Source organism: Thermococcus cleftensis (assembly GCF_000265525.1).
Lineage (GTDB): Archaea > Methanobacteriota_B > Thermococci > Thermococcales > Thermococcaceae > Thermococcus > Thermococcus cleftensis.
This window is the reverse complement of the sequence record NC_018015.1, coordinates 1,290,784-1,314,794: the sequence shown is the minus strand read 5'-3', so window position 1 is coordinate 1,314,794 and position 24,011 is coordinate 1,290,784. Positions and strand designations below refer to the sequence as shown.

Genomic DNA, 24,011 nt, shown 5'->3' with positions numbered 1-24,011 from the left:
GGATTCAGAATGACAGATTTAAACCTTTTGGGTCAGAATTGTGGAATCAGCGGGTGAGAACGTCGAGTATCAGAGCCTCGGCTATCTCCGGTGTTATGGCCCTGGCCCTCAACTCGCGGAGAACCCGCTGTATTGCAAACCGCTTGACGCTCGGTGCCCTCCTGAAGGTCTCCCAGAGCAACGGACAGCCAAACCTGAGATCGTACTTTCCTCCAATCAGCTCGATTATCTCGGCCTTGTCGAGGGCAAGGAATGCGGGAAGGTTGAGGGTCACCAGCCCATCGGTCTCGTAGATCGATATCAGCCCCGAGCTAAGGAGGTCGCCGCTGGCGAGGATCCCTATCCCGTTCTCCCGGGAGTAGCGCTCAACGGCCTCCATGACCATGGAGTGGCATTTACCGCATATTGGAGCGCCCTTGTCCATCTGGTCGGTTATCACGTCGAGGTAACCGGGCACATCAACAAAAACCGCTCCCTCGGAGCTGGCCCTCCCAATAACGCTCTCGTTCATCTGGGGAAGCCTGGCCGTTACGGGCACGACGTCGAAGCCGGCCCAGCGGAGTATCCTCAGCGTCGCCGTGCTGTCGGAGCCGGCGGAGAAGGCGAGGGCTATCTTAACTCCGATCGGCGAGCGGTCGAAGTCCTTCCCGCTAAGACGGTATTCCACCAGCGCCCTCAGCCGGGAGTATGCCCTCTCCCCGATTTTCTCCCTCACCCTTTCAAGGGCCTCGAGGTTGTACTCCAAGCGGTAGCGCTTGACGAAGTCTTTCTCAACTGGCCTTATCATCGTGGCCAGTAACGCCGGACACTTATTAAACTTGCCGCCGGGAAAAACCTTAAAAGAGGCCCACCCTAACCCCGTTTACGAACCAAAAATCCTTCTGGAGGTGCTTGCGATGATCGAGATAGTGGAGAAGGTTAAGGAGAAGACGAGCATTCCGGTTTACGAGAGAACCATCGAGAACGTTCTGAGCGCAGTTCAGGCCAGCGGTGACGTCTGGAGGATAGTGGATCTCAGTGAGGAGCCGCTTCCGCTCGTCGTGGCGGTCATAACGGCGCTCCACGAGCTTGGCTACGTCGCCTTCGACGGTCCGAACGTCGTCCTCACCCAGAGCGGCAGGAAGCTGGTGGAGAAGTACGGGATCGGCGCGAGGAAGGACTACACCTGCTCCCACTGCGAGGGTAAGACGGTCGAATTAGATGCCTTCAGCGACCTGCTCGAGCAGTTCAGGGAGATAGTGAAGGACCGCCCGCAGCCGAAGCACGACTTCGACCAGGCCTACGTTACGCCAGAAACCACCGTGGCGAGGATAGCCCTGATGCACACGAGGGGAGACCTTGAAAACAAGGAGGTCTTCGTTCTCGGCGACGACGACCTGACCAGCATAGCCCTCATGCTCTCCGGCCTGCCGAAGAGAATAGCTGTCCTCGACATTGACGAGAGGCTCGTGAAGTTCATCGAGAAAACTGCAGATGAACTCGGCTACGAGAACATCGAGATGTTCACCTTCGATCTCAGGGAGCCACTCCCGGACTACGCGCTCCACAAGTTCGACACCTTCATAACCGACCCGCCCGAGACCGTTGAGGCGATAAGGGCCTTCGTCGGCAGGGGGATAGCGACGCTTAAAGGGCCCGGCTGCGCCGGCTACTTCGGCATAACGAGGCGCGAGAGCTCACTCGACAAGTGGCGCGAGATCCAGAGGTTGCTCCTCAACGAGTTCAATGTTGTCATCACCGACATAATCAGGAACTTCAACGAGTACGTGAACTGGGGCTACGAGGAGGAGACGCGCGCCTGGAAGCTCCTGCCGGTCAAGGTCAGGCCGAGCTACAACTGGTACAAGAGCTACATGTTCAGGATCCAGACGCTCGAGGGCTCGAAGGGCTTTGAGGAGAGGATCACCGTCGGCGACGAGCTCTACAACGACGAGGAAGCTTCAACCACCTGAAAACCAGAAAAGAGGGGATTTACTTCTTCCCCTTTCTCCTGCCTCTCAGGACCACGATCCCGGCCAGGCTAATCAGCAGGACTCCGGCCCCGATGTAGAGGTAGGCCGTTTTTCCTTCCCCCGTCTCAGGTTCGGTGGCGCGGAATCCATTGACCCCGTAGGCGGTTATTGCCAGGGGGTTCTTCGACGGGTAAATGACGACGTAGCCGTCCAGGCCCCCAACCACTGCCTTCCCCGTTGCGTTGCCGATGTAAAAACCGTCCCTCACGAGCAGGAAGGTGGCGTTGGCCAGTTTCGCCGTTTCGCCCTCCACCTCCGGGCCGGGTATCTCCGCGTAGAGAAGGTTCCTGAGGAACGAGACCGCCCTCTCGTAAATCTCAGAGTCCTCAAGCCCCGCTTCCTGAAGCGCCCAGGCGACCCTTGCCGTCGAGGTAATCCCGGCTATAGAACCCTGGGTGTAGGGGAAGGCCCCGTTGGGATACTGCCTCTCCGCAAGCAGGCTCAGGGTTTCGTTGAGCTCCCTATCCATTCCGAACTCGCTGAAAACTATGACCCCGTAGGCGAAGTAGTAGGTCGGCACGTTGTAATAGACTGGGTTCCCGGTTTTCGGGTCAGTAGTTTCGCGCATCCACGTCAGGTTCCTACTGAGATAGTCCAGCGAGGGGGAGTAGTTGTAGCTTACGTTGAGGAACCTGAAAACCTCCACAACGTATTCGGTGTTGTAGAAGTCCCTCCAGACGCCGCCCTTTCCAGTTGAGAGGAGGTAGTCCACCTCGTCGTCGTAGTCCAAGCCCATGAGGGCCTTAACCCTCGCGAGCTCCGCCACCTGCCAGGGAAGAAGGCCTGAGATGCCGGAGGGCAACTCGGGGGTCTCGTTGCAGAGAAGGCGGTAGTCTGCCAGGATTACCCTTTCCCAGTCGTCGGTGGGGTTTATCTTGGAGAGGTACGGGCAGGCTATGGGACGGAGCTCCTCAAAGCCCTTGATTTTGGAAACGCTCAACAGATCAAGGACGCGGTAGTGAAGGACGCCCCAGAAGCCGAAGTGCTCCCTCTTGAGCAGTTCCTCGCGGTACTTCTCATCTCCCGTCGCGTAGAGTGCCATTGCCACGGCGACTGTGGAGTCAAAGTCCCCGCTAAGCTCAACCTCCTCGCCGAGGTAGGCGAGGGCGAAGGCGCGGTAGGCTTTCATCTCGCCTTCCACTTCCATCTCCCTGAGCTTCTCCCTTTCACCGAGCGCCATGTAGCCAAATATCCGCTCCGTATCTGTCCCGGGCTCGGTTCCCATCAGCCAGCCCTGGGCGCGGTTTATGGCCTCTTCCACCTGCTTCCTGAAGCCCACGAGGGTCTCGTTGATGTAGCCCCCATCAACGAACTCCCTGAGAGCTATTAACGCCAGTGCCGTGTCGGTGTAGTCGTTCCAGGAGCCGTCAGGGTTCTGCTTGTATATCAGCCAGTATGCGGCGCTGTTGAGGGTCTTGCCGTACCTGCCGCGGGCGATGTTTTCGCCCCTCATCAACGCGAGCATCGCCATGGCCGTGTACTTGGCCTCGTGCTCCTCCCCGCTGGCGAAGCCCCAGGAGTCGAAGGGCGTCCTTATCGCCATCAGCCACTCGCAGCCCTCCAGAACCTTTCCGTAGTCTCCAGTTCTGTAAAGGGCCAGAACTGCAAAGGCTGTGTCCGGGACGGTAGGCTCGTAGACGTAGGGCCTGATTTGAGCCTCTCCAGCGCGAATCGGCACGGCGGATAAAAGCATGAGCGTGAGCAGGGTTATTGCCAGAAGCTTCCTCACTTCGATCACCCCAGAAACGAAAGAAAAGAGGGGTTAAAAGGGTTCACCCGTAGTAGACCTTTCCGTAGAGGGTGTAGGAGGCCCAGCCGTAGGTGTTGTAGGCGTAGACGAGGAACGTCCAGTCACCAGGGGCGGGGTTGCTGTACTCGACGTGCTCGTTGCTGTCGTAGCTCTCGGAGCGGTCCACGATGTTGCCGTTCGGGTCGTAGAGGTAGAGGTCAAGGTCGTGGGCGCTGGTGTCGAAGACGAGGTCGCCGGTTATCTTGGTGGCGCCGCTGTTCACGGTCATGGTGAAGCTGTCGCTCTTGTCATAGTAGTCGTGGACGTACCCGGTGAAGGTCTGCTCATCGACGGTTGGCTCGGTCGGGGTGGGAGTGGTTCCGCCGGACTGGCTCAGAGAGCCGTCGCTGACGACGTCAACCTGATAGTTGGCTGCACCGCTGTAGCTGACGACCTTGAGCGTCCAGGTTCCGGCGGTCGGGTTGTAGTAGCCAACCTTTTCGAAGCCGTAGTAGGCGGTGTAGGAGTAATCAACCTGGTTGCCGTTCGGGTCGTAGAGGTAGAGGTCAAGGTCGCTTCCGCTGTTGTCCCAGTAGAGCGTGGCCGTGACGAAGGTGGCTCCGCTGATATCGAAGGCGTGGGTGGCGCTTCCCTTATCGGCGACGGAGCCGGTGAAGACGAGCTTGGAGAGGCTGTCGTAGTAGGCCGCCTTGTAGGCGTTCACCCTACCGGCACCGTAGGCGATGTCCGCTATCTCGTCGGGCTTGACTATGTCGGCGGTCTCGATGAGGGCGGTCTTGACCTTGTCAGGGGTCCAGTCCGGGTGGGCCTGGAGTATGAGAGCGGAGATTCCGGCGACGTGCGGGGTGGCCATCGAGGTTCCCGGGGCGGCGACGTAGTAGTCACCGATGGTAACGTCAGTGAGCTGGGTTCCGCTGGCTCTAGCCGCTATGATCCAGTTGCCCGGAGCGACGACCTCGGGCTTGAGCCTGTTGTCGGCGGTTGGTCCCCTGCTCGAGAAGTCGGTTATGACGTCGTACTTATCGACGGCGCCGACGGTGATGACCTTGCTGGCCGCTGCCGGTGAGCCGACGGTGTACTTGTCAGGCCCGCTGTTTCCAGCGGCAACCACCACAACGAGTCCAGCGTCCCAGGCGTTGTTAACGGCCTGGCTGAGTGAGTCGGTGCCATCTGAACTCTGGCTCGAGCCAAGGGAGAGGTTGATGACCCTTATCCCGTACTTGTCCTTGTTCTGGACCGCCCAGTCCACGCCGGCTATGATGTCAGATATGCTCCCCGAACCATCGGCACCGAGGACCTTGATGCCCACGAGCTTAGCACCGGGGGCCATTCCCTTGTACTGGCCGTTGCTGGCCGCTCCGGTTCCGGCTGCTATGGAAGCGACGTGGGTTCCGTGGCCCTGGTCATCGTAGGGGGTGGTCTTTCCGTTCACGTAGTCCACCCAGCCGATGACCTTGCCCTGGAGGTCCGGGTGGGAGGCGTCGATACCGGTGTCGATGATGGCAATGGTTATTCCAGAACCATCATAACCGAGGTTCCACATATTGGTGGCCATGACCTGAGCGGCCGACTCGTCAAGACCCTCGGTTTCAACGTTGACCTGAACCTTGTAGTCCTCCTGAATGAACCTTATTCCGGAAACCTTCGTGCTGCCGAAGAAGCCGGTGTCGATCATGCCGGCGACCACGAGCAGATCCCTGACCTTCATCTTGACGGCAACCGCAGGGATAATCTTGTAGGTGTACTTAATTTCAGCACCCATAGCCTTGAGAACCCTAAGGGCCCTGTCCCTGTCGGCCGGGCTGTTGAACATCATGACGGTGCTTACCTCCTGGTTCCAGTTCATTCCCTGAACCTTCTTGAACAGCCCAGGGGTCAGGAGGCCGTAGTTCTTCTGGGCCTGCGGGGCAACCGCGGGCTTGGCCGGCACGGCTGCAACCGCACCCGCCATCATTCCAACGAGTAACAGGGCAACCACCAACGCCTTCCAACCTTTCATTTCGAGACACCTCTTTTCAACGGTGTGTTTTAGTATCCATCTGGGTATTATACCCGTCATCAAGGTTCTAATGTGGACACCCAAATATAAGGTTTTCGGACATCAAAACGTACGTTGAACATATCGGGCGAAATTTCCGGGAATTTTGTTGATATTTGTAAACTAATTGCATACCATATCGTAACTTAAGATTGAATAAATCGTGCCCAATTGACCAGTCAACTCCCAATTATATACCAAGAATACCACATACTGGAAAATCTACAAAATATGGAAAATAAACCAACGTGGAAAACTTGCCTCAGAACTCGTCGATACCGAGCTCCTTCATCTTCTCCTCGGTTATCTTTCCGTCCTCGGTCCAGCCGCGGAACTTGTAGTACTTCGGAAGCATCAGGTGCAGCCTGACGACGTGCCCCTTGTTCGGCCCGTTCCTGACGGGCTCCTCAAGCAGTCTCTTGGGTAGGGTGTCCTCCTTGAGCGGGTCGAGGCCGGCCCTGAGGTTGAAGAGCCTCTCGGCGTTCCAGATGCGCTCGCCTATCTTGAGGTACTCCTCGGTCGAGAGGTCCCAGCCAAGGGCCGCGTTCAGCATGTCGCGGTAGTCGTCCGCTCCGAGACCGAAGGTCGTGAAGACACACAGTCCAGCGGCGTCAATGAGGGCAGTTAGGTCCTGGAAGAGTATGACCATCTTGACCTTCTCGTCACCGATGTCGTGCGGGTCCATCTTGTAGGGGTAGCCGAGGATCTCGGGACTTATCATGTACTGCTTGATGTGGCAGCCACCGCGGTTGTTGGTGGCGTAGCCGAGGCCGTGTCCCTCTGCTCCCCTCGGGTCATATGCAGGAAGCTCCTGCTTCTTGACGCCCATGAAGTACTCTGTACCGTTGTACATCTCGGCCAGGCGGTAGCCACCTTCGGCCAGCTTGTCACCGAAGCCTTCTCTCTTGGCTATCTTCTCGATGTAGTAGTGCAGAACTTCCGTGTTGCCCCATCTGAAGGGCGGAGCCTCCTCTCCGAGGTCCTCCTGCTTGAGCAGGCCCTTCTCGTAGAGTTCCATCGCAGTCGCGAGGGTTCCGCCGAGGCTTATGGTGTCCATACCGTACTCGTCGGCCCAGTGGTTGGCCTCGATTATGCTCGCGAGGTCGTTTATTCCGTTGTGCGCTCCGAGCGCCCATATGCTCTCGTACTCCGGCCCCTCCGTGACCCCCGTGGTCGGGAGCTTGTTGACCCTTCCACAGCCTATCGGACAGGCGTAGCACGGCTTGTTCCTTATCAGGTACTTGGCCGCCATGGCCTCACCGCTCTGCTCCTCTGCGTACTCGAACTGGCTGTACTGGAAGTTTCTCGTCGGGTAGAGGCCGTTCTGGTTGATGATGTTAACTAAAACGGCCGTTCCATACTTCGGCAGTCCACCGCCGGCGGTCGGGTCGTTCCTGAGCTTGTCGGTCTTCTCCTTGACGACGCTCGTGAACTTTGCCCTGTCGGCAACCTCAACGCGCTTGTGTCCGCGGACGACTATCGCCTTCAGCTTCTTGCTTCCCATCACTGCACCAACGCCACCCCTACCGGCGGCCCTGTGCTCATCGTTCATTACGGCCGCAAACCTTACGAGGTTCTCACCTGCCGGACCTATGAGTGCAACGCGGATTCTCTTGTCTCCGATTTCCTCCTTGAGGGCCTCCTCGGTCTCGGTGGAGGTCTTGCCCCAGAGGTGGCTGGCGTCGCGAATCTCAACGCTCTCGTCGTTTATGTAGAGGTAAACCGGGTGGTCGGAGGCTCCTTCCACTATGATGGCGTCCCAGCCCGCGAACTTGAGCTCCGCACCAAAGAATCCACCCGAGTTCGCCATTGCAATATAGCCCGTCAGCGGGCTCTTGGTTATCACCATGTACCTCCCACCGGTGGGAGCGGTGGTTCCGGTCAGAGGCCCGGTGGCGAAAATCATCTTGTTCTCCGGGCTGAAGGGATCCACGGTCGGGTCCATCTCCTTGAGGAGGTAGTAGATGCCGAACCCCCTCGTCCCGAGCCACTTCTTGGCGAACTTCTCGTCGAAGGTCTCTTCCTTGATGGTTCCATCTGTCAGGTTCACCCTCAAAATCTTACCCCAGTACGCGAACATACATTCATGCCTCCGAAGGTTCTTGGAATCATTTTTGTACATTAATGCTAATAAATTTGACGAAAGCAAAAAAAGGGACAATGATGAACAAATTAAGCATTTTTGTTTAACATTCCAATACAATCGGTCGAAAACCCGAATGGTTGTTTTCCACTTCAAACCACTTCCCGTTTCCGTCAGTCCCCGGGAGAAGCCAGAAAAAACCGAACTGACGGAAAACGAAAGAATGTAGTCACCAGAAGCCCTTCATGCCCTTCTCGGGAATCGGGCAGAGCACTATTCTCCTAGCCCATAAACAGTCGGCACAGCTGGGGGTATTTCCCCAGCAGTCGTAGTTGGTGTCCTGGACGAAGGAGCAGGACTCGTTGAGGGGGCAGTCGGTACAGCTCGGGTAGAGGGAGTTTTTAACAACGTAGCGGAACCAGCTGTATTCCCTGCTCGTCCAAATCTCCGCCAGGCTCTTTTCCCTGACGTTGCCGAAGGAGTGGGCGTAAACCTTCTTCTCCCTACCGAAGACTATCTCGGGATAGGTGTGCAGGAAGCGGTAGCATGGGGCTACTTCGCCGTCCCACCTGACAACGGCGACCTTCTTCTCGACGAACTCGCACTTCCTCTCGGTTCTCAGGGAGAACTCGGCTATTTTGTGCAGGTAACCGTGGTAAATTGCTTCCAGCTTATCGACGATGGGCTTCATATCGACGCTCCCATCATAAACGATTAGCTCGGAGTGCTCCTTGGTTATTGGGATAAGGTTTGAGATCAGGAGCGTATCAACGCCGAGGGAGCCGACGTAGTGCGCTATCTCCGGCAGCTCCTCGTAGTTCTCCTTCGTTGCGACGACCTCGACGCCGATGTGCGGAACGTCGCTTCCCAGTTTCTCCTTCACCTCCTGAATCTTCCTTATGCGCGAGCTCGTGTAGTCCGGCTTTATGTGGCCGATGTCAACGGGCTGAGTTGGAACGGAGTCTATGGAGAAGTAAATCAGGTCGAGGCCAAGCTTTACAAGCTCCTCTATCCTCTTGTCCGTTAGAAGGAAGCCGTTGGTGCTTATGCCGAGGGCGAAGCCGCGTTTCTTGACCTCTCTGGCCATGTCCATGAAGCGCGGGTGAACGGTCGGCTCGCCGATTCCGCCGAAGTATATCATCTCAAGCTCCGGAAGCTCCTCGGCGTCGTCGAGGATTTTGAGGAACAGCTCCCAGTCCATGTCTCCCTCTGGGTCCTCCCAGTACTGCTTGAAGCACATCTCGCACCGGAGGTTGCAGCGGTTGGTTATCTCGATGTAGAGGTAATGGATATCGGGCTTCTTCGGGATTAAAACCTTGTAGTCCGACAAATCGAAAAGGTGATGGTTTTCCATAACTGACACCTAACGGGAAAGTTAAAGGTGATCCCTTATAACGGTTGGTGGACAGTCTTGGGCAACGAGTTTCTCAACCAAAAGCTTCCAAACCCAGACACTCCAAGTGACTGAAGAAACCACTGAACAAGAAAGCCTCTAGGAGGAGCCACCAACTCTGATCAAACTTCGCACAGGCGAAGTTTGTAACTGGCGGGCCGGGCGGGATTCGAACCCGCGACCTTCGGCTCCGGAGGCCGACGCTCTATCCTGGCTAAGCCACCGGCCCAGGCCCATAACTACTCAATCACTGACTTTAAAAATCTAATTCCCGGCGGCCACAGTACAGAAGAGAACACTCCTGCACAAAAACTTTTTAGCCACGATACCCTATCAAATACCAAGAGAAAGGACGGTGATGGGCATGGAACCGCACGAGTTCAAGCTCACTGAAGAAGGAATGAAAGCCGTTCTCCCGCCCCTCGAGGCCGAGATAATGGAGCACATGTGGAAGGTCAAGGTGGCGACGGCAGGCCAGGTCTACGAGTACATGAAAGAAAAGCACCCTGACATAAGGCGCTCGACGATAAGCATACTCATGAACCGCCTCTGTGAAAGGGGGCTGCTCAAGAGGAGTGTCGAGAAAGGAAGGGGAGGAATGAGATACGTCTACACAATAACCACCACGAGAGAGGAGTTCGAGGAGAAGGTCGTCCAGAGCATCTTGGACGCTCTCATGACGAACTTCAAGGAGGCGACCTACGCGTACCTGTCCAAGATTAAGAAGTGATGAAGATGCTGTTCATCGTTATAGCCCTTGAAGTTCTGCTGGCGGTAATAGCGCTGGCGGAGCTGGGCCTAGAGATATCGCTGGTGGCCTTCGGAACAGTGCTGGCTCTCTACCTCTGGGTCTCCACCATGGACGTAAAGGGGAACTACGTTCCCCTCCAGAGGGAAGAGATGCCCTGGCTCTACGACGGCATAGCAGAGATGGCCAAAAAGGCAGGCCTTCCAATGCCCAGAGTATATATCCTCGACGACTACATACCCACGGCGTACTCCTTCAAGAACACTATAGTGCTCTCCCTCGGCCTCTTCGAAGTTTTAGACCAGGGGGAAATACTAGCGGTCGCAGCCCACGAGCTGGGCCACATAAAGAACGGCGACACCAGGACGTTCCCCCTCCTCGCCTACGGGAGGTACCTCATGGTGCTCTTCACAGTCGTGCTCGTACTCCTCACCAGAAGCCTCGCCGTAAGCCTGGCGGCCGTTACTCTGCTCGCCCTCTACGAGGTAACCAGGGCGAACTTCCACAAGGAGCGCGAGTTCCAGGCGGACGAGACCGCGCTGAGACTGCTCGACACGCCGATGAACCTCAAGCGCGCCCTCGAAGAGCTCAAGTACTACGAGGACCTGCGCGTTGGCGTCAAGATGGGCGCCCTCCCTAGCATCGAGCCGTCCATCGAGAGGAAACAGAAGGTTCAGATAATCGAGACCCACCCGAGTTACGACGAGAGGATATTCAGAATCTTGGTGGAGATGAGCGGGAACAACATGTTCAACAACCGTGTGCAGTGATGTGGTATGCCGGTTGAGATATTCCTCGACAGGGAAAAGGCGGAGAGGATAAAGGGAATCCGCCCCACCAAGGACGAGTACTTCATGCTCATAGCCAAGCTGGTCTCTCTCAGGGCAACCTGCCCGCGCTTGAGGGTAGGTGCAGTTGCGGTCAAGGACGGCTACATTCTCGCCACCGGCTACAACGGGGCGCCAAGGGGAATGGACCACTGTATAGACATCGGCTGCCTGATCGTCGATGGCCACTGTCACAGAGCTGTTCATGCGGAGCAGAACGTCATAGCGATGGCGGCAAGGAAGGGCATAAGCCTTGAGGGAGCGACGCTCTACGTCACCCACTTTCCCTGCGACACCTGCTTCAAGCTGGTCATAAACGCGGGCATAAAGGAGATAGTCTACGAGGAGATGTACCCCAACGAGGCCACCGAGATACTCCTCAGGGAGGCGCAGGAAAAGGGGATAGTGAAGATAAGGCAGTTCAAGCTGCCGAAGGAGAGAGTGAGGGCGTTCCTCGAGGAACTCTTCGGGGAGTTCAGGGATTGAGCCTCTCCTCGATTCTTTCCAGCTTCTCGTTTATCTCCTCCAGTTCCATCGCCACCTTTCTCGTGAGTTCGGTGATTTCCCTCTCGGTCTTGTCCACGGCGAGGTAGACCTTGAAGATCAGGATATACGAAAGGCCAATACCTATGACGAAGAGGGCATCGAGGCCCCTTCCCAGCCCCAGGAGCTTCTTTATCTCGTTGGCTATCTCGATGGGGAAGATGGAAACTATCAGAAGGCCGAGGAGTATGGTCTCCCAGAAAAGGAAGTCGCCCCACTCGAACTCCTTCTTCCCGTACCTTCCCAGGACATACACCATCAGCACGAGAACAACCGCTATAGCCATGTACTGCACCGCGTACATCACCATCACCTCAGCTTGTCAAACAGCAGGTTGAGGGCTATCTTGACGCCCTCGAGTATGTTGGTACCCTTCTTCATCGAGTACTCCGTGTAGACAGCCTTGATTGGAACCTCAACGATTCTGCAACCTGCTTTAGAAGCCTCGATGATGATCTCGCTGGAGACTGCGTAGCGGTCGCAGGTTATCCTTATCTTCGCGGCACAGTCCCTACTGAAGCATCTCAGCCCGCTCTGGCTGTCGCTCACGTACTTTCCGGCGAAGACGGCAGTTATGGCGTCGAGAATGAAGTTGCCAAAGCGCTTCACGAAGGGCATCTCCCTGGTGTCGCCCTTGAGCCTAGAGCCGACCGCGAAGTCGGCCCTTCCCTCAGCGACTGGCCTCATGACGCGGAGGGCGTCACTTACAAGGTGCTGGCCGTCGGCGTCGAAGGTAACCACCAGCCGAGCGCCTTTCCTGAGGGAGTACGCTATTCCAGTTCCAAGGGCCCCGCCAAGACCCCGGTTGATGAGGTGGGTTAGGACTCGAACGCCCCGAGAACGCGCTATCTCCCCCGTTCTGTCCATGGAGCCGTCGTTCACAACCACTATCTCATCGCGCCTGAAGTAGCGGAGGAGATCGTCGAGGACTTTGCCCACCATCCGCTCCTCGTTGTATGCGGGGACAACGATGTAGGTGCTCAGGAGATTCTCAGCGAGAGCCGTGAATTCCCTCATCGTGGGAACCTCAAAGTCCGGCTCGGCATCGACCGAGAAGCTCATTCTTCCCGACTCATGGGAGGTCACAATAACGGAGAGCGCGCCCAGCTCCCTGGCCGGAAGAACATCGTAGCCGTGGTCGCCGACGACGAGGGTCTTCTCGGGGGGGACGCCGAGGGTCGAGACTATGCGCTCCAGCTGGCCGGGATTGGGCTTGAGTTCATCGGCCGGAACGTCGTCCCTGGTGGAGACCACATCGAAGTAATCAGAAATTCCGTGCATCTCAAGGGCCCTGAGCGCTGCTTCCCTGGAGCTTCGGGTCATCACCGCCAGCCGAACTCCCCGGCTCCTCAAGAAGTCTAGGGCGTCGATAACACCATCAAAGAGAAAGCTTTCCTCCATTCTCTCCGTCTCAAGCCTCACGAGGTGAGCGTAAAGCTTCCCGAATTCCCGTCCGGTTTCCCGGGCTATCCTCTGAAGGCTCTCGTACATCGGCGTGAGATCGCCAAGAAGGCGCTCTGGAATGCCCTCTGCCAGAAGGCGTGTCTTAAGCTCCTCCTTGAGTTGAGCGAAGGGCTTCGGCGCACCGACGAGGGTGCCGTCAAGGTCGAAGACCACCAGCTTGATGTCCATGCCATTTCACCGAAGGATTTATTTTCGAACGCTCGTAACGGGGTAGGGTGCCTGAGTATGATTGAGGTGGCTCCGCTTATAGGTTTAACCCTGACGCTCATCCTGACGCCTTACCTGGCCAAAACCTTGAAGAACGCAGGGGTGGTGGGAAGGGACATACACAAGCCCAACCGCCCGGAAGTGGCCGAGATGGGCGGGCTGGCACTGCTCATCACGATTCCCTTTGCCCTCGCGCCGTTCCTCGACGCTGAAACCGCGAGGGCCCTCATCACGTTCCTGCTCTTTGGCGTCGTTGGGGTGATAGACGACCTGACGGCATTAAAGCAGTCCCACAAGGTTGCGCTGTCCCTGCTGGCGGCCGTTCCCGCGGCCTTTCTCGGCGCCTCCAGCGAGGTGAGCGTTTTTGGATACACGATAAATCTAGGAATCCTGTACCCAGTCTTCGCCGTTCTCTTCGTCACGGGCTCCGCCAACCTTGTGAACATACTCGCGGGATTCAACGGGCTGGAGGTGGGGACGAGCGCGATAGCCCTGGCTTTCCTCGCCGCCATAACAGACGGCCCGGCCAGGTGGCTGGCACTCACCGGGACGGGAGCGGCCCTCGGCTTCCTCTGGTGGAACCGCTATCCAGCGAGGGTATTTCCGGGAGATACCGGAACCCTGAGCCTAGGCGCGCTGATAGGGCTGGTAGGGATAACCGGCAAGGTCGAAGTCTGCGCGGCGGTTCTGCTGGTCCCGCACTTCCTGGACTTCACGATAAAGGCCCTCGGCGTCCGTTTCGGCGTCAGAAAGCACGGGAGGACGGAAGTGATGCCGGACGGAACGCTAAAAGCTCCACCATACCCGAGCTTTCTGGGGCTGATAATGAGAAGGGTCAGGGTAACGGAGCCGCGGCTGGTGGCTATAGTCTGGGGGATAGAGTTTATTCTCGGCCTCCTGGTTCTTGCTCTTCATCTATCACCTTGACCATTCCAAAGCCGTACCTGGTCTTCTCCCCAAAGCCGTTCTCGTAGCCGAAGCGGGCTATCTCCCTCGAGCCGGTGTAGCGGAATATCATGAGAGAACCGCGGTAGTAGGTGTCCTTGACGAGTATCCTAACGGGCTTGAACTTAACGACCTCGATTGAGAAATCCCTCTCCTCGGGCATCTGTCCTATTATAGCTGAGTAACGCATTAGCATTACCTTGCGGAGCTTGTCAAAGAAGCTCTCCTCGTTGGGGTAGAGATCCCATATCTTCATTCTGTTACCGCTGAGCTTGACGGTCCTTACCATTATCGGGCTGAGGGTCGAGAAAAGGGCGCTTCTCTCGATTTTAGGCTCCTTGAGAACCTTTATGTCCTCGGCAATGAAGGCGGCATCACCTATCTGGAGAACGGGACTATCGATGAAGCCCTCAACGACGGCCTTTATCAGCTCGCTCGATGAGGAGGAGACGTAGAGAGAAACGTCATCTGAGAGAACCCTTATCCCGCGGTCTGGAATGAGTTCGCGCTTCCTCACCATTATGCGAGAGAAAGTGAAGTAATCGACATGGCTCACCTCGGCTTCCCTAGCAATCTCGGGAGAAACTATCGCCATCTTCTCGAGGAGCTGCGTGTAAACGTCGTAGTTGTAGTTGAACGGAAGAATAGTGCCCTCCTCCGCGGGCCTGAACTTTATCTCCACCCTCATTACAACCCACCCCTCGGTATAACCTCCCTTATACTCCGTGTTTAAAGTTAATAAGAATTTCGCAAATTAAACCACCTGGAAATTACCTCGAAGCATCGTCCAGCAAATCCGCACGTCCGAGGCCAAAAGTATATAAGGCAACGCATCAACATTGGGAGAAGGATAGAGTTAAAAAGACCCTTCTTCAGATAATTCCATGTGAGAGGTGAAAATTATGAGCGTTGAAAACGTTGGTGTCAAACCATCGGACGAGTACGATGATTACGTCACGTATCTCAAGAGACGCATAAGACAGCTCGAGCTACAGGTGAGAACCCTCGAGGCTGACAAAGAGAGGCTGGAAAGGGAACTCTCGCGCCTCAGAATGGAGATGTCGAGGTTAAGACAGCCACCGGCCTTCGCAGGAACGCTCCTCGAGGTCCTCGACGATGACAGGGCCATAGTCCAGAACTTCAACGGACCACGCTTTGTCGTCAGGATAGCCCCCTGGATAGAGAGAGACAAGCTCAAGCCTGGCTCCAGGGTAGCCCTCGACCAGAGAACCATGGCCGTCGTCGAGCTTCTCCCGAGCGAGAAGGACCCGAGCGTCCTCGGTTTCGAGGTCATAGAGAGGCCCAAGGTCAGCTACGATGACATCGGCGGCCTGGACAAGCAGCTCCAGGAGCTGAGGGAGGCGATAGAGCTCCCGCTCAAGCACCCCGAGCTCTTTGAGAGGGTCGGAATAGAGCCGCCCAAGGGAGTCCTCCTCTACGGACCTCCCGGCTGCGGAAAGACGCTGATGGCCAAGGCCCTGGCCCACGAGGCCAACGCAACCTTCATACGCGTCGTCGGTAGCGAGCTGGTGAGGAAGTTCATCGGCGAGGGAGCAAGGCTCGTCCACGAGTTATTTGAACTCGCCAAAGAAAAGGCCCCAACCATAATCTTCATCGACGAGATCGACGCCATCGGAGCGAAGAGAATGGACGAAACCACCGGCGGCGAGAGGGAAGTGAACAGGACCCTTATGCAGCTGCTCGCCGAGATGGACGGCTTCGACCCGAGGGGCAACGTGAAAGTGATAGCGGCCACCAACAGGCCGGACATACTCGACCCGGCCCTGCTAAGGCCCGGACGCTTTGACAGGCTGATAGAAGTTCCACTCCCCGACTTCAGGGGAAGACTGGAGATACTCAAGGTGCACACGAGGAAGATGAACCTTAAGGACGTGGACCTGCGCGTAATCGCGGAGATGACCGAGGGAGCGAGCGGTGCCGATTTGAAGGCCATAGCCACCGAGGCGGGAATGTTCGCAATAAGGGACAGGCGCGAGTACGTTACCCAGGAAGACTTCCTCAAGGCCATAGAGAAGGTCTTCGGAGCAGAGCAGAGGTTGGCCCAGCAGATAGCGATGCACGAGGTCATGTACGGCTGATTTCTCTCTTTTCAGCCACTTCCTCAACTTTTATTATCGCTAAGGCAACCAGATACATCGCCGGCATGGCCAGAAAGGCCCTCTCATAGTCAGTTTTGTCTATCAGGAGTCCGATGAAGTATGGCCCAACAGTGGCACCGAGGAAGCCAACCATGTTAACGAAGCCCATGACAGGACCAAGGTTCTCCTCACCCGCCTTCTCCGCGGTGTAGGCGGTAACGATGGCCCCGACCGAGTAGAAGGTCAGGCCCAGGGGGACAACAACCCACGGCAAGGCCGTCAGCGCCAGAACCAGCGTTAGGAGGGCGTTGAGACCAAAGACCATAGCTATGCTCCTCTTTCCGATTCTATCGTAGAGGGCGCCGCCGAAGATGGACCCGGCTATGCCGATGAGGGACAGCAGGGAGAAGAACAGGGAAGCTTCCTGCACCGAAACCCCCGAGTTCACGAGGAACGAAACGAGGAACGTGAGGAGGCCGAAGAAGGCCGCCAGAACTATGAAGTTTGCAACGCTAAGGGGAATGACGTTCCGCGGAATCGAAAACCTGACTCGGGACGGCCTGGAAACCTCGCCTCTGACGGCGAGAGCGAGCGCTATTCCGACGGCAAGGCTCATAACCGAGAGCACCGGAAAGGCGTAGCGCCACTTGAGGTTCACCGCTATCGGAACCACTATCAGGGGGGCTATCCCGCTCCCAACGGGAGGGCCCACCATGAAGACTCCCAGAGCGGAACCCTTCCTCTCCCTGTAAACATCGCTTATGAGCGCGGTGGCCGGGGCGTAGTACAGGCCGGAGAACAGGCCGTAGAGTGCGCGAACTGCAATCAACTCCCAGTACTGGCGGGCGAAGACTATGAGGGCCGATGATATGGAGTATCCGATTATGCTGATGAGCAAGAGATACTTCCTTCCTATCCTGTCCCCGATATAACCGGCAGGAACCTGAATAAGGGCGTAGGGAAGCAAGAGGGCCGTCATCAGAAGTCCGGCCTCCGCGTTGCTTATGCCCAGCTCGGCCCTTATCATCGGTATCAGTGGTGGAACGGCCATTCTATGGGCGTAATTGAATATCCAGCCGAGGCTCACAAGGGCGAGGAGCTTCCTGCGCATGGTTTTCGATAGACAGTTTAACGTTTAAAAGTCTGTTGGGCAGGAGCGGCCAACTACTTTTATAAATCTCGACAAAAAAGCAGGTTCAGGGAGAGAAGATGGTGAGCAAACTCCTGGCGCTCGAAGCTTATCCCAACCTCAGGGACCTTGACTTCCGGATACTCAGAGGGGTAGAGCTGAACATGCGCCACCACCGATGGGTTCCCCTGGAGGACGTGGCGAGGTTCGCGAGAGTGGACGTTGAGACGGCCTCCTTCAGGCTCGGAAAGCTCGACGATTGGGGCCTGGTGGTGAGGAGGGGAGACATAGGCTACATAGGCTACCAGCTCACGATACACGGCTACGACGTCCTGGCGATAAGGGCCCTCGCGAGAAAGGGAGTGGTGGAGGCCATAAATCCCGCCCAGGTTGGGGTGGGTAAGGACGCTGACGTCTATGTTGGAATAACGCCCTCAGGCGAGAGGGTGGCGGTCAAGTTCAACCGCATAGGTGGGAGAACCGCATCGAGGAGAGCCAGTTACCACAGGCACGTCTTCAAGGACAAGCACCACACGAGCTGGCTCTACGTTTCGAGGCTGATAGCCAAGAAGGAGTACGAGGCGCTGACACTGCTTAGCCCGATAGCGAGGGTTCCGAGGCCGATAGCATGGAACAGGCACGTGGTGGTCATGGAGTTCGTCGAGGGCACCGAGCTGGCGGAGCTTCGCGATACCGATCTGAGCAGGGAGGAGGCGGGGGAGATACTCGAGAAGGTCCTCGAGGAGTACCTCAAGATAGTCCGCTTCGGCATAGTGCACTCGGATATGAGCGAGTTCAACATCGTCCTGACAGAGGGGGGAATACTCATCATCGACTGGGCGCAGTACATAACCACCGCCCACCCCGAGAGCTACGAGCTGCTAAAAAGGGACGTAACAGTTCTCCTGAACGCGTTCCGCAGAAGGTGGAGGGTTGAGCGCAACTTTGATGAAATCTGGCCTGCCTTTGAGGAGGCCTGGAGGGAGAGCAGGGGTGAGGGAGATGGTGATTAAGTACGAACCCCTCAACAGAAGGGAGAGAATCGTGAGGCTCTTCCGCGAGGCTATAGAAGCCGAGAACAGGCGCGACCTCGAGACGGCAAAGAAGAAGCTCGACGAGATAATGGATCTCGCGAGGGAAGAAGAGCCGGAGTTCTACTTCGAGGCATGCTTCAGAATGGCCGATATCTTCGTCCAAGAGGACAACTACCGCGGGGCTGTCAAGTGCGCCTTACGGGGAATCCACAGGGCGCCGAGTCTCGACCTCTACCGGCTGGGCGTGAAACGGCTGGGGGACATACTCTTCATAATGAAGCAGAACGGCCGGCTCGGCGAACTGGCGAGCGAGATGGACGTCACGCTGGGCCTGATAAAGGAGGACGAGGAACTTCACAGCTTCGCCCTGGCACTCGTCAGGCTGGCCCGGGGAGAGGAGGTGGCGGAGGAGTTCTCCCTTGAGGAGTTCAACGAGGTTCTGAGGAACCTCCGAGGATAGAGTCAAGGATCCTTTCCACGTACTCCGTTTCAGGCTTTACCGGGAAGTTGTACGGCTCTTTTCTGGGCCTCTCGTTGTAATAAGGCCTGTTGCAACCGGGGCAACCGTGAGTTGTAAAGACCTCGGGCGGAACGAGCTCGAGGAGCCTCTCCCTGGACAGGCCGAGGCCGACAAGATTGCCGTTTCCATCGAACTCCAACTCATCAACCCCGACCAGACCCTCACGGAGGAGGTAGCTGACCAACTGAATCCTGCGATAGCGGGCGAGAGTCGGGGGTCGGTGGTTCTCCAAGCGGGTCCCCCTGACCGGAGTGAACGCGAAGAGGGAAACGTCGGCGTCCATCGAGTATGCCCGGGCCAATGTCTCGACGGCCTCCCTGTCGGTCTCGCCGAGGCCTATTATGATGTGGATTAGGGCCTTCCCTGGGCCGAACACATCGATGATGTCCTTGGTAAAGTCCCACATATCGCCCCAAGAGTAGGGGGAGTCCTTTATCTCAGGGTAGAGCCTCTCGCTCGCCACGTCCAAGCCAACGCCGATGTAGTCCACCCCAAGGGAGCGAAACTTCTTGAGGACGGTTTTCTCAACCGGCGTTATCGAGACGGAAACCGGCAGTCCAAGGGGTTGGAGCTCGCGGAGCAGGCTGAGGGTGTCCTCGACCATTCCAGGGTAGTCTATCGTCTGGAGGCATATCCTCGCAAAGCGGCCCGAGGGCAGGGCCTCAACGACCTCCTCCACCTCGAAAGCTGGCCAGGTTATTCGGGAGAGCTTCTTCAGGTCCGCCCTGCTCTCCCTCGCCTGGGGACAGAAGGCGCAGTTGTTGCGACAGCGGCCCTCATGGTAGGTCATGAGGTACGCGGTGGTTGGTCTGGCAAGCATTCTGGCCCTTATCAGTCCCATAGCTATCGCCGTTCCGTAGGAGACCCTGACGAGCATCTCTACCCCCCACCCGGCTCACTTCCAGAGCTTAAAAACCTTGGGAACTGAACCGAGAGCAGGGCCAGGAAGGCTATCCAGGGGAGAAGCGGAAAGACGGCGCCGTAGCCCGAAGCTTTGGCCACGTAACCGAGGAGAACCGGACCGATGAGGAAACCGAGGTCGAAGAACATCGTGTATATGCCCGAGCCAAAGGAGCGTATCCTCTCGGGGAGGTAGGCCAGGGCCATCATCTGGAGCGACGGAACGGCCAGACCGAAGCCGGCTCCGATTATCGCGGCGCTGACGTAGGCCCCGGGAGGGAAGAGGCTGGCGTTGAGAATAACGTAGGCCGCTATGATTAGGGAAAGACCCAAAGAGGCTACTTTGACGGGGCCCCTGAGGTCGGCCTGCCTTCCCCCTATGACCCTTGTAAAGAGGGAGGAGGCGCCCATTATGCTGGCGTAAGTCCCGAAGGCGGCCGTTCCAAGGCCCGAGACCTTGTAGATAGCAGGTAAAAACGTGTTGAGGCCGCTGTAGGCGAGGCTCATGAAGAGCAGGCCAAGGGATGCGAAGACGAAGAAGGGGCTGAGGAGCTGCCGGTAGCTGGCCCTCTCCTCGCTCTTCCTCCGCCTGGGCAGGTGCTTGCCCACGTGACGGTAGGCGTTGAGGACGAGAAGCGTGGAGACCAGCGAAAGAAAGGCCGCGACTGAAAAGGCTACGGTGAAGCCCGAGAAATCGGTTATGTAGCCCCCCAAAGCGGGACCGATGAGGTTGCCGAGCGAGAACATCGTGCCCCTCCAGCCAAGGGTCTCTCCAACGCGGCCCTTGGGCGCGAGGTCTATGGCCGTGGAGAGGTTCGGCGGGAAGAATATGCCCATCGCGAAACCGTGAAGCCCCCTACCGAGGGCGAAGAGCCAGAGCTGGGAGGTGTAGTAGGAGAGCACGTAGAGAACCCCGGCGACGATGCCCAGAACCGTCCCGGCCACCATCAGGTGGAACCTCAGCCCCCTGTCGCCGAGGAAGCCGCCGAGGGGCTTCGTCACGAGGGCCACGACCGCGGAGACCGCGGCGACTATTCCAACCAGGAACGGGTCGGCGCCGAGGGATATCGCGAAGGGCGATATGAGAGGGCCGACTAGGGCTATTCCGAGAAAGAAGAAGAACGTCGCGAAGTGCAGGTACCAAATGTCCCTGGTAGCGCCCACTAAACACCAGCCTCCGGTTCCTCCATGCCGTCCCTCATGAAGGCGTAGCTCATGTGTTTAGTATTTTTCGCGAAGCCGACGTTGCCCCTGGAGTCAACCATTATGATGCCCATGGTATCGGGGCCAAAGTACTTGGTCGCGAGGCTTATCGCGGCTTCGCTCGCGCTCTGGGCGTCCATGCCCAACCTGACGAAGTCGGTGGCACTTTTGGCTAACGCCAGCTTTATCGCGACCTCGCCGAGGCCCGTGCAGGAAGCCCCGGCAACTTCGTTGGCGTAGGTGCCGCCGCCGATTATCGGAGTGTCACCGACCCTTCCGAACATCTTGAGGAAAACTCCCCCGGTTGAGGTTCCAGCGACTACCTCCTCGCCGTCAAAAGCCACCGCCCCGACCGTGCTCCTCAGCACCTCGGGATACTCCCTGATGAGTTCGTTCAGCTTCTTCCAGTGCCTCGTTTCGCCCCTCTCGATGAGCTTCTTCCTCAGCTCCTCCCACTGCTTCCGCCGCTCCTCGGTAACCGGGTCGTACTCCTCGAAGCCGAGAAGCCTCGCAAACTTTACAGCTCCCTCGCCGTTGAGAAGCACGTGGTCGGTTTTCTCCATCACCTTCCTCGCGACGCTTATCGGATTCTTAACTCCCCATATTCCCGCAACGGCTCCTGCATCGAGGGTCTTTCCGCGCATTATTGCCGCGTCCATCTCCACCTTCCCGTCGAGGGTAAGAACGCTCCCCGTTCCCGCGTTGAAGACCGGATTGTCCTCGAGGGCCTTCACCGCTTCCTCGACCGCGTCTAAAGCTGAGCCCCTCTTAAGCTCCCTCCAGCCCGCTAAAACGGCCTCTTTAACACCAGCAATGGCCTTCGGAATGCGCTCCTCCTTCCTTATCGTTCCGGCGCCGCCGTGAACTATTATCGCGACCATGAGAACCACCGTAATAAAAAGCCCTCGAACGGTTAAAAGGGTTATGGAAACGAGGAGAAATCAGCTGAGGGCCATGTTGATGACGGTCTCACCTATATTCTCGAGGTACTCCAGAATCCTGCGGTAGCTCTCAAGCGCGATTGACTGGCGGTAGTCGATGGAGCGTATCTCCTCCTTCAGCTCGAGCATCAACCTGTCTATCTTGCCCAAGTCCCTCGCCTCTATCTGGGCCATCATCTGGTCGAATTTCTCCTTCAAGTAGGGAACGTTGATTTCCCCCGGGTTCTCGGCTATGCGCATTATGTGATCCCCTATGCGCTCGATGTTGCGGACTATGAAGAGTATGCCGAGCAGGTCAAAGGTTCTCCTTATTATCCCACTCTCCTCGGTGACACCGCGCTTGGTTAGGAGCCTGTTCACCGCGCGGATTATGAGGAAGTAGAACCTGTCCAGCTCATTCTCGAGATCGCTGATGTCCCGGAGTATTTCACCGTCCCCAGGGTTCTGAATGAGGAGCTCAAGGTCACCAAGCATAGATATTATGAGGGAGCGTATTCTGTTTAGGAGTTCGGCCAGATTGACCTCCTCCTCGTCGAGGAGACTTTTGGCGACGATGCGCTGGGGCTCGTCGAGGATTATCTCCACTCCCGGAAGGCTCTGGAGAACCTTTCGCATCTTGACCTTGTATATCGGCATCTCCTCCGCCAGGTGTATCTCGAGGACGTCGTAGCCCTGAATGTAGGCAGATATTACCAGGCGGACGGCCATGTCGGGAGAGTACTCCCTCGATATGCGGAGAACCTTCTTCTCGCTTACCTCCCTCGGCTCCTTGGGGAAGATGGTTATGCTCCCGTCAGGGTTTATGGAGAGGGGAACGACGTCGCCCTGGCCAAGCCCGTGCTCCCGGACCCATTTCTTTGGGAGTGAGATTATGTATGAACTCCTGCCGGTAAATTGTATCTTTCTGAACTCCATAGATACCACCGCCAATATATAGAAGGCGCGGGAGGTATAAAAGGCTTCGATTCGATAGGCTTATAAACGCTATGAGGGACGTTTCACTATGCTCTCAGGCTACGGAAGGGACGCGAAGATACTCATAGCGGCGAACGCGGCCGGTCAGCTCTTCCTCCAGTTCTCCATATTCATTATGCCGTTCTATCTGGCCGTTCTCGGCTACGACATGGCACAGATGGGGACGTTCTTCTCGATACAGACGTTTACCGGCGGGCTGTTCTTTCTGGTAGCCGGCCAGGTTTCACTGAGACTTGGCTACAGAAAAACCCTCATCATCTCCGCCCTCCTGGGGCTGGCCGGGAGACTCCTCCAGGTGGCGGCGGTGAACGACTACGTCCTCGCCATCGGGTTTTTCCTGGTTGGCGCCAACATGGGTATGAGACAGCCAAACTTCACCGCCCTCCTCAGCGAGGAGGTCGGCGAGGAACGGAGACACCACGCCTTCTCGATAAGCTTTGGCCTCGGGACGATATTCAACGCCCTTGGAGTCCTGATAGCGGGCTTTGCACCCGACTTCTTCACCGGACTGGGGCTGAGTGAGGGGACCGCCTACCGGCTGGTCGTCTCGCTTGCGCTCCTCCAGTTCGCCCTCGTGATCCCGGCGCTGCTCATAATAAGCGACGTCCCGGTCAGGAACCCGAAGATAAACTGGAACCGTGAGCTGGTCGTGAAGATACTCAAGTTTTCCCTGCCGAGTGCTCTGATAGGCTTCGGTGCCGGAATAACGATACCCTACATGAGCATCTACTTCAAGCTCCAGTTCGGACAGACGCTCGCGACCATAAGCGGGGTATTCTTCCTCCAGCAGCTCGCGATGGGCCTGGGCTCCTTCGGCCTTCCGAGGCTGGTTCACAGGATAGGGCCGGTCAAGGTCATAACGTCCTTCCAGAGCATGGCGGCCTTTCTCTTCGCCATATTCCCCTCGATAGAGACCTTCTTGCTGGCGGCGGCCCTCTACATAATCCGCTCGATCCTCATGAACATCGTGTGGCCCATAAACGACTCCTTCATGATGGGATTCTTCTCAACGGAGGAGAAGGCGACCGCGGCGGGAATCAGGAGGGCATTCTCCACATTTATGCGCGGCGGTGGAAACTACGTCGGCGGTCTGCTCTTCGGAATGTCCCTGAGTTATCCCTTCTACGCAACGGCGACGCTCTACGTGATAGCGACGGCGATATTCTACGCCTTCTTCATAAAGCACAACAAGTGAAAAGA

22 protein-coding genes and 1 tRNA gene are annotated in these 24,011 nt (G+C 57.1%); 9 read left to right on the top strand and 14 right to left on the bottom strand.

What is annotated here, in order from left to right; translation table 11 throughout:
- Positions 1-46: 46 nt before the first annotated feature.
- Positions 47-787, bottom strand: coding sequence for a hypothetical protein (locus tag CL1_RS07010; RefSeq protein WP_014789184.1), 741 nt, complete (start codon positions 785-787; stop codon positions 47-49).
- Positions 788-896: 109 nt separating this feature from the next.
- On the opposite strand from CL1_RS07010, the gene bpsA reads away from it, so the two are divergent.
- Positions 897-1,952 carry a N(4)-bis(aminopropyl)spermidine synthase gene (gene bpsA / locus CL1_RS07005; RefSeq protein ID WP_014789183.1) on the top strand — a complete coding sequence of 352 codons (1,056 nt, stop codon included), beginning with the start codon at positions 897-899 and terminating at the stop codon, positions 1,950-1,952.
- 19 nt (positions 1,953-1,971) lie between these two features.
- Here the strand turns inward: bpsA and CL1_RS07000 are convergent, their stop codons facing one another.
- The 5 genes from CL1_RS07000 to CL1_RS06980 all read right to left on the bottom strand — a co-directional run bounded on the left by CL1_RS07000 (position 1,972) and on the right by CL1_RS06980 (position 9,505).
- Positions 1,972-3,741, bottom strand: a complete 1,770-nt coding sequence (locus CL1_RS07000) for an LPXTG cell wall anchor domain-containing protein (protein WP_014789182.1) — start codon at positions 3,739-3,741, stop codon at positions 1,972-1,974.
- 43 nt (positions 3,742-3,784) lie between these two features.
- A complete protein-coding gene (locus CL1_RS06995) occupies positions 3,785-5,761 on the bottom strand; it encodes a S8 family serine peptidase (RefSeq protein WP_014789181.1) in 1,977 nt (658 codons plus the stop codon).
- A 301-nt stretch (positions 5,762-6,062) separates the two neighbouring features.
- Positions 6,063-7,880 (bottom strand): aldehyde ferredoxin oxidoreductase family protein, encoded by a 1,818-nt coding sequence (locus CL1_RS06990; protein WP_014789180.1) that lies wholly within the window; start codon positions 7,878-7,880, stop codon positions 6,063-6,065.
- Positions 7,881-8,112: 232 nt separating this feature from the next.
- The gene (locus CL1_RS06985; protein WP_014789179.1) at positions 8,113-9,237 is read right to left on the bottom strand and encodes a tungsten cofactor oxidoreductase radical SAM maturase; all 1,125 of its coding nucleotides are present in this window, start codon (positions 9,235-9,237) and stop codon (positions 8,113-8,115) included.
- 190 nt (positions 9,238-9,427) lie between these two features.
- Positions 9,428-9,505: transfer RNA gene (locus tag CL1_RS06980), tRNA-Arg, on the bottom strand.
- A 135-nt stretch (positions 9,506-9,640) separates the two neighbouring features.
- Here CL1_RS06980 and CL1_RS06975 point away from each other — a divergent pair.
- Genes CL1_RS06975 through CL1_RS06965 form a run of 3 tightly spaced genes read left to right on the top strand, consistent with a single transcriptional unit; the run spans position 9,641 to position 11,337 of the window.
- A complete protein-coding gene (locus CL1_RS06975; RefSeq protein ID WP_014789178.1) occupies positions 9,641-10,006 on the top strand; it encodes a BlaI/MecI/CopY family transcriptional regulator in 366 nt (121 codons plus the stop codon).
- Positions 10,007-10,011: 5 nt separating this feature from the next.
- The gene (locus tag CL1_RS06970; RefSeq protein ID WP_014789177.1) at positions 10,012-10,794 is read left to right on the top strand and encodes a M48 family metallopeptidase; all 783 of its coding nucleotides are present in this window, start codon (positions 10,012-10,014) and stop codon (positions 10,792-10,794) included.
- A gap of 6 nt (positions 10,795-10,800) precedes the next feature.
- The gene (locus tag CL1_RS06965; RefSeq protein WP_014789176.1) at positions 10,801-11,337 is read left to right on the top strand and encodes a deoxycytidylate deaminase; all 537 of its coding nucleotides are present in this window, start codon (positions 10,801-10,803) and stop codon (positions 11,335-11,337) included.
- Here the strand turns inward: CL1_RS06965 and CL1_RS06960 are convergent.
- Positions 11,327-11,698: a DUF2304 domain-containing protein gene (locus CL1_RS06960; protein WP_014789175.1), complete on the bottom strand. Its 372-nt coding sequence runs from the start codon at positions 11,696-11,698 to the stop codon at positions 11,327-11,329. The two genes, CL1_RS06965 and CL1_RS06960, sit on opposite strands and share 11 nt — an antisense overlap.
- Positions 11,699-11,703: 5 nt before the next feature.
- Positions 11,704-13,026, bottom strand: coding sequence for an HAD family hydrolase (locus CL1_RS06955; RefSeq protein ID WP_014789174.1), 1,323 nt, complete (start codon positions 13,024-13,026; stop codon positions 11,704-11,706).
- A gap of 57 nt (positions 13,027-13,083) precedes the next feature.
- On the opposite strand from CL1_RS06955, the gene CL1_RS06950 reads away from it, so the two are divergent.
- Positions 13,084-13,992 carry an MraY family glycosyltransferase gene (locus CL1_RS06950; protein WP_014789173.1) on the top strand — a complete coding sequence of 303 codons (909 nt, stop codon included), beginning with the start codon at positions 13,084-13,086 and terminating at the stop codon, positions 13,990-13,992.
- Here the strand turns inward: CL1_RS06950 and cas6 are convergent.
- Complete coding sequence (cas6, locus tag CL1_RS06945; RefSeq protein ID WP_014789172.1) at positions 13,949-14,698, bottom strand: CRISPR-associated endoribonuclease Cas6; 750 nt, start codon at positions 14,696-14,698, stop codon at positions 13,949-13,951. The two genes, CL1_RS06950 and cas6, sit on opposite strands and share 44 nt — an antisense overlap.
- A gap of 214 nt (positions 14,699-14,912) precedes the next feature.
- Here cas6 and CL1_RS06940 point away from each other — a divergent pair, with 214 nt between their 5' ends.
- Positions 14,913-16,109, top strand: a complete 1,197-nt coding sequence (locus CL1_RS06940) for a proteasome-activating nucleotidase (protein ID WP_014789171.1) — start codon at positions 14,913-14,915, stop codon at positions 16,107-16,109.
- Here the strand turns inward: CL1_RS06940 and CL1_RS06935 are convergent.
- A complete protein-coding gene (locus CL1_RS06935) occupies positions 16,096-17,220 on the bottom strand; it encodes an MFS transporter (protein WP_014789170.1) in 1,125 nt (374 codons plus the stop codon). The genes CL1_RS06940 and CL1_RS06935 overlap by 14 nt on opposite strands.
- Before the next feature lie 98 nt (positions 17,221-17,318).
- Here CL1_RS06935 and CL1_RS06930 point away from each other — a divergent pair, with 98 nt between their 5' ends.
- Together CL1_RS06930 and CL1_RS06925 are read left to right on the top strand one after the other, a co-directional pair.
- Entirely contained in the window at positions 17,319-18,251 is a 933-nt protein-coding gene (locus CL1_RS06930; protein WP_014789169.1) for a serine/threonine-protein kinase RIO2, read from the top strand.
- Positions 18,241-18,732 carry a hypothetical protein gene (locus CL1_RS06925; RefSeq protein WP_014789168.1) on the top strand — a complete coding sequence of 164 codons (492 nt, stop codon included), beginning with the start codon at positions 18,241-18,243 and terminating at the stop codon, positions 18,730-18,732. The genes CL1_RS06930 and CL1_RS06925 overlap by 11 nt, the downstream gene beginning before the upstream one ends.
- Here CL1_RS06925 and CL1_RS06920 read toward each other — a convergent pair.
- The 4 genes from CL1_RS06920 to CL1_RS06905 are packed head-to-tail and all read right to left on the bottom strand — an operon-like array spanning position 18,701 to position 22,751.
- The gene (locus CL1_RS06920) at positions 18,701-19,669 is read right to left on the bottom strand and encodes a radical SAM protein (protein ID WP_014789167.1); all 969 of its coding nucleotides are present in this window, start codon (positions 19,667-19,669) and stop codon (positions 18,701-18,703) included. The genes CL1_RS06925 and CL1_RS06920 overlap by 32 nt on opposite strands.
- Before the next feature lie 2 nt (positions 19,670-19,671).
- Entirely contained in the window at positions 19,672-20,856 is a 1,185-nt protein-coding gene (locus CL1_RS06915) for an MFS transporter (RefSeq protein ID WP_014789166.1), read from the bottom strand.
- Positions 20,856-21,776, bottom strand: coding sequence for an isoaspartyl peptidase/L-asparaginase family protein (locus tag CL1_RS06910; protein ID WP_014789165.1), 921 nt, complete (start codon positions 21,774-21,776; stop codon positions 20,856-20,858). The genes CL1_RS06915 and CL1_RS06910 overlap by 1 nt, the downstream gene beginning before the upstream one ends.
- Before the next feature lie 60 nt (positions 21,777-21,836).
- Positions 21,837-22,751, bottom strand: a complete 915-nt coding sequence (locus tag CL1_RS06905; RefSeq protein ID WP_014789164.1) for a phosphate signaling complex PhoU family protein — start codon at positions 22,749-22,751, stop codon at positions 21,837-21,839.
- Positions 22,752-22,839: 88 nt separating this feature from the next.
- Between CL1_RS06905 and CL1_RS06900 the strand changes: the two genes are divergently transcribed.
- The gene (locus tag CL1_RS06900; RefSeq protein WP_014789163.1) at positions 22,840-24,006 is read left to right on the top strand and encodes an MFS transporter; all 1,167 of its coding nucleotides are present in this window, start codon (positions 22,840-22,842) and stop codon (positions 24,004-24,006) included.
- The last annotated feature ends 5 nt before the right edge of the window (positions 24,007-24,011 follow it).

Bases quoted from the DNA above. Each gene is read 5' to 3' on its own strand.
- CL1_RS06910 (WP_014789165.1), bottom strand. From the start codon at position 21,776: ATGGTCGCGATAATAGTTCACGGCGGCGCCGGAACGATAAGGAAGGAG.
- CL1_RS06995 (WP_014789181.1), bottom strand. From the start codon at position 5,761: ATGAAAGGTTGGAAGGCGTTGGTGGTTGCCCTGTTACTCGTTGGAATG.
- CL1_RS06940 (WP_014789171.1), top strand. From the start codon at position 14,913: ATGAGCGTTGAAAACGTTGGTGTCAAACCATCGGACGAGTACGATGAT.
- CL1_RS06955 (WP_014789174.1), bottom strand. From the start codon at position 13,026: ATGGACATCAAGCTGGTGGTCTTCGACCTTGACGGCACCCTCGTCGGT.
- CL1_RS06990 (WP_014789180.1), bottom strand. From the start codon at position 7,880: ATGTTCGCGTACTGGGGTAAGATTTTGAGGGTGAACCTGACAGATGGA.
- CL1_RS06900 (WP_014789163.1), top strand. From the start codon at position 22,840: ATGCTCTCAGGCTACGGAAGGGACGCGAAGATACTCATAGCGGCGAAC.
- CL1_RS06975 (WP_014789178.1), top strand. From the start codon at position 9,641: ATGGAACCGCACGAGTTCAAGCTCACTGAAGAAGGAATGAAAGCCGTT.
- CL1_RS06960 (WP_014789175.1), bottom strand. From the start codon at position 11,698: ATGTACGCGGTGCAGTACATGGCTATAGCGGTTGTTCTCGTGCTGATG.
- CL1_RS06920 (WP_014789167.1), bottom strand. From the start codon at position 19,669: ATGCTCGTCAGGGTCTCCTACGGAACGGCGATAGCTATGGGACTGATA.
- CL1_RS06965 (WP_014789176.1), top strand. From the start codon at position 10,801: ATGCCGGTTGAGATATTCCTCGACAGGGAAAAGGCGGAGAGGATAAAG.
- CL1_RS07010 (WP_014789184.1), bottom strand. From the start codon at position 787: ATGATAAGGCCAGTTGAGAAAGACTTCGTCAAGCGCTACCGCTTGGAG.
- bpsA (WP_014789183.1), top strand. From the start codon at position 897: ATGATCGAGATAGTGGAGAAGGTTAAGGAGAAGACGAGCATTCCGGTT.
- CL1_RS06950 (WP_014789173.1), top strand. From the start codon at position 13,084: ATGATTGAGGTGGCTCCGCTTATAGGTTTAACCCTGACGCTCATCCTG.
- cas6 (WP_014789172.1), bottom strand. From the start codon at position 14,698: ATGAGGGTGGAGATAAAGTTCAGGCCCGCGGAGGAGGGCACTATTCTT.
- CL1_RS06985 (WP_014789179.1), bottom strand. From the start codon at position 9,237: ATGGAAAACCATCACCTTTTCGATTTGTCGGACTACAAGGTTTTAATC.
- CL1_RS06925 (WP_014789168.1), top strand. From the start codon at position 18,241: ATGGTGATTAAGTACGAACCCCTCAACAGAAGGGAGAGAATCGTGAGG.
- CL1_RS06905 (WP_014789164.1), bottom strand. From the start codon at position 22,751: ATGGAGTTCAGAAAGATACAATTTACCGGCAGGAGTTCATACATAATC.
- CL1_RS06970 (WP_014789177.1), top strand. From the start codon at position 10,012: ATGCTGTTCATCGTTATAGCCCTTGAAGTTCTGCTGGCGGTAATAGCG.
- CL1_RS06935 (WP_014789170.1), bottom strand. From the start codon at position 17,220: ATGCGCAGGAAGCTCCTCGCCCTTGTGAGCCTCGGCTGGATATTCAAT.
- CL1_RS06930 (WP_014789169.1), top strand. From the start codon at position 17,319: ATGGTGAGCAAACTCCTGGCGCTCGAAGCTTATCCCAACCTCAGGGAC.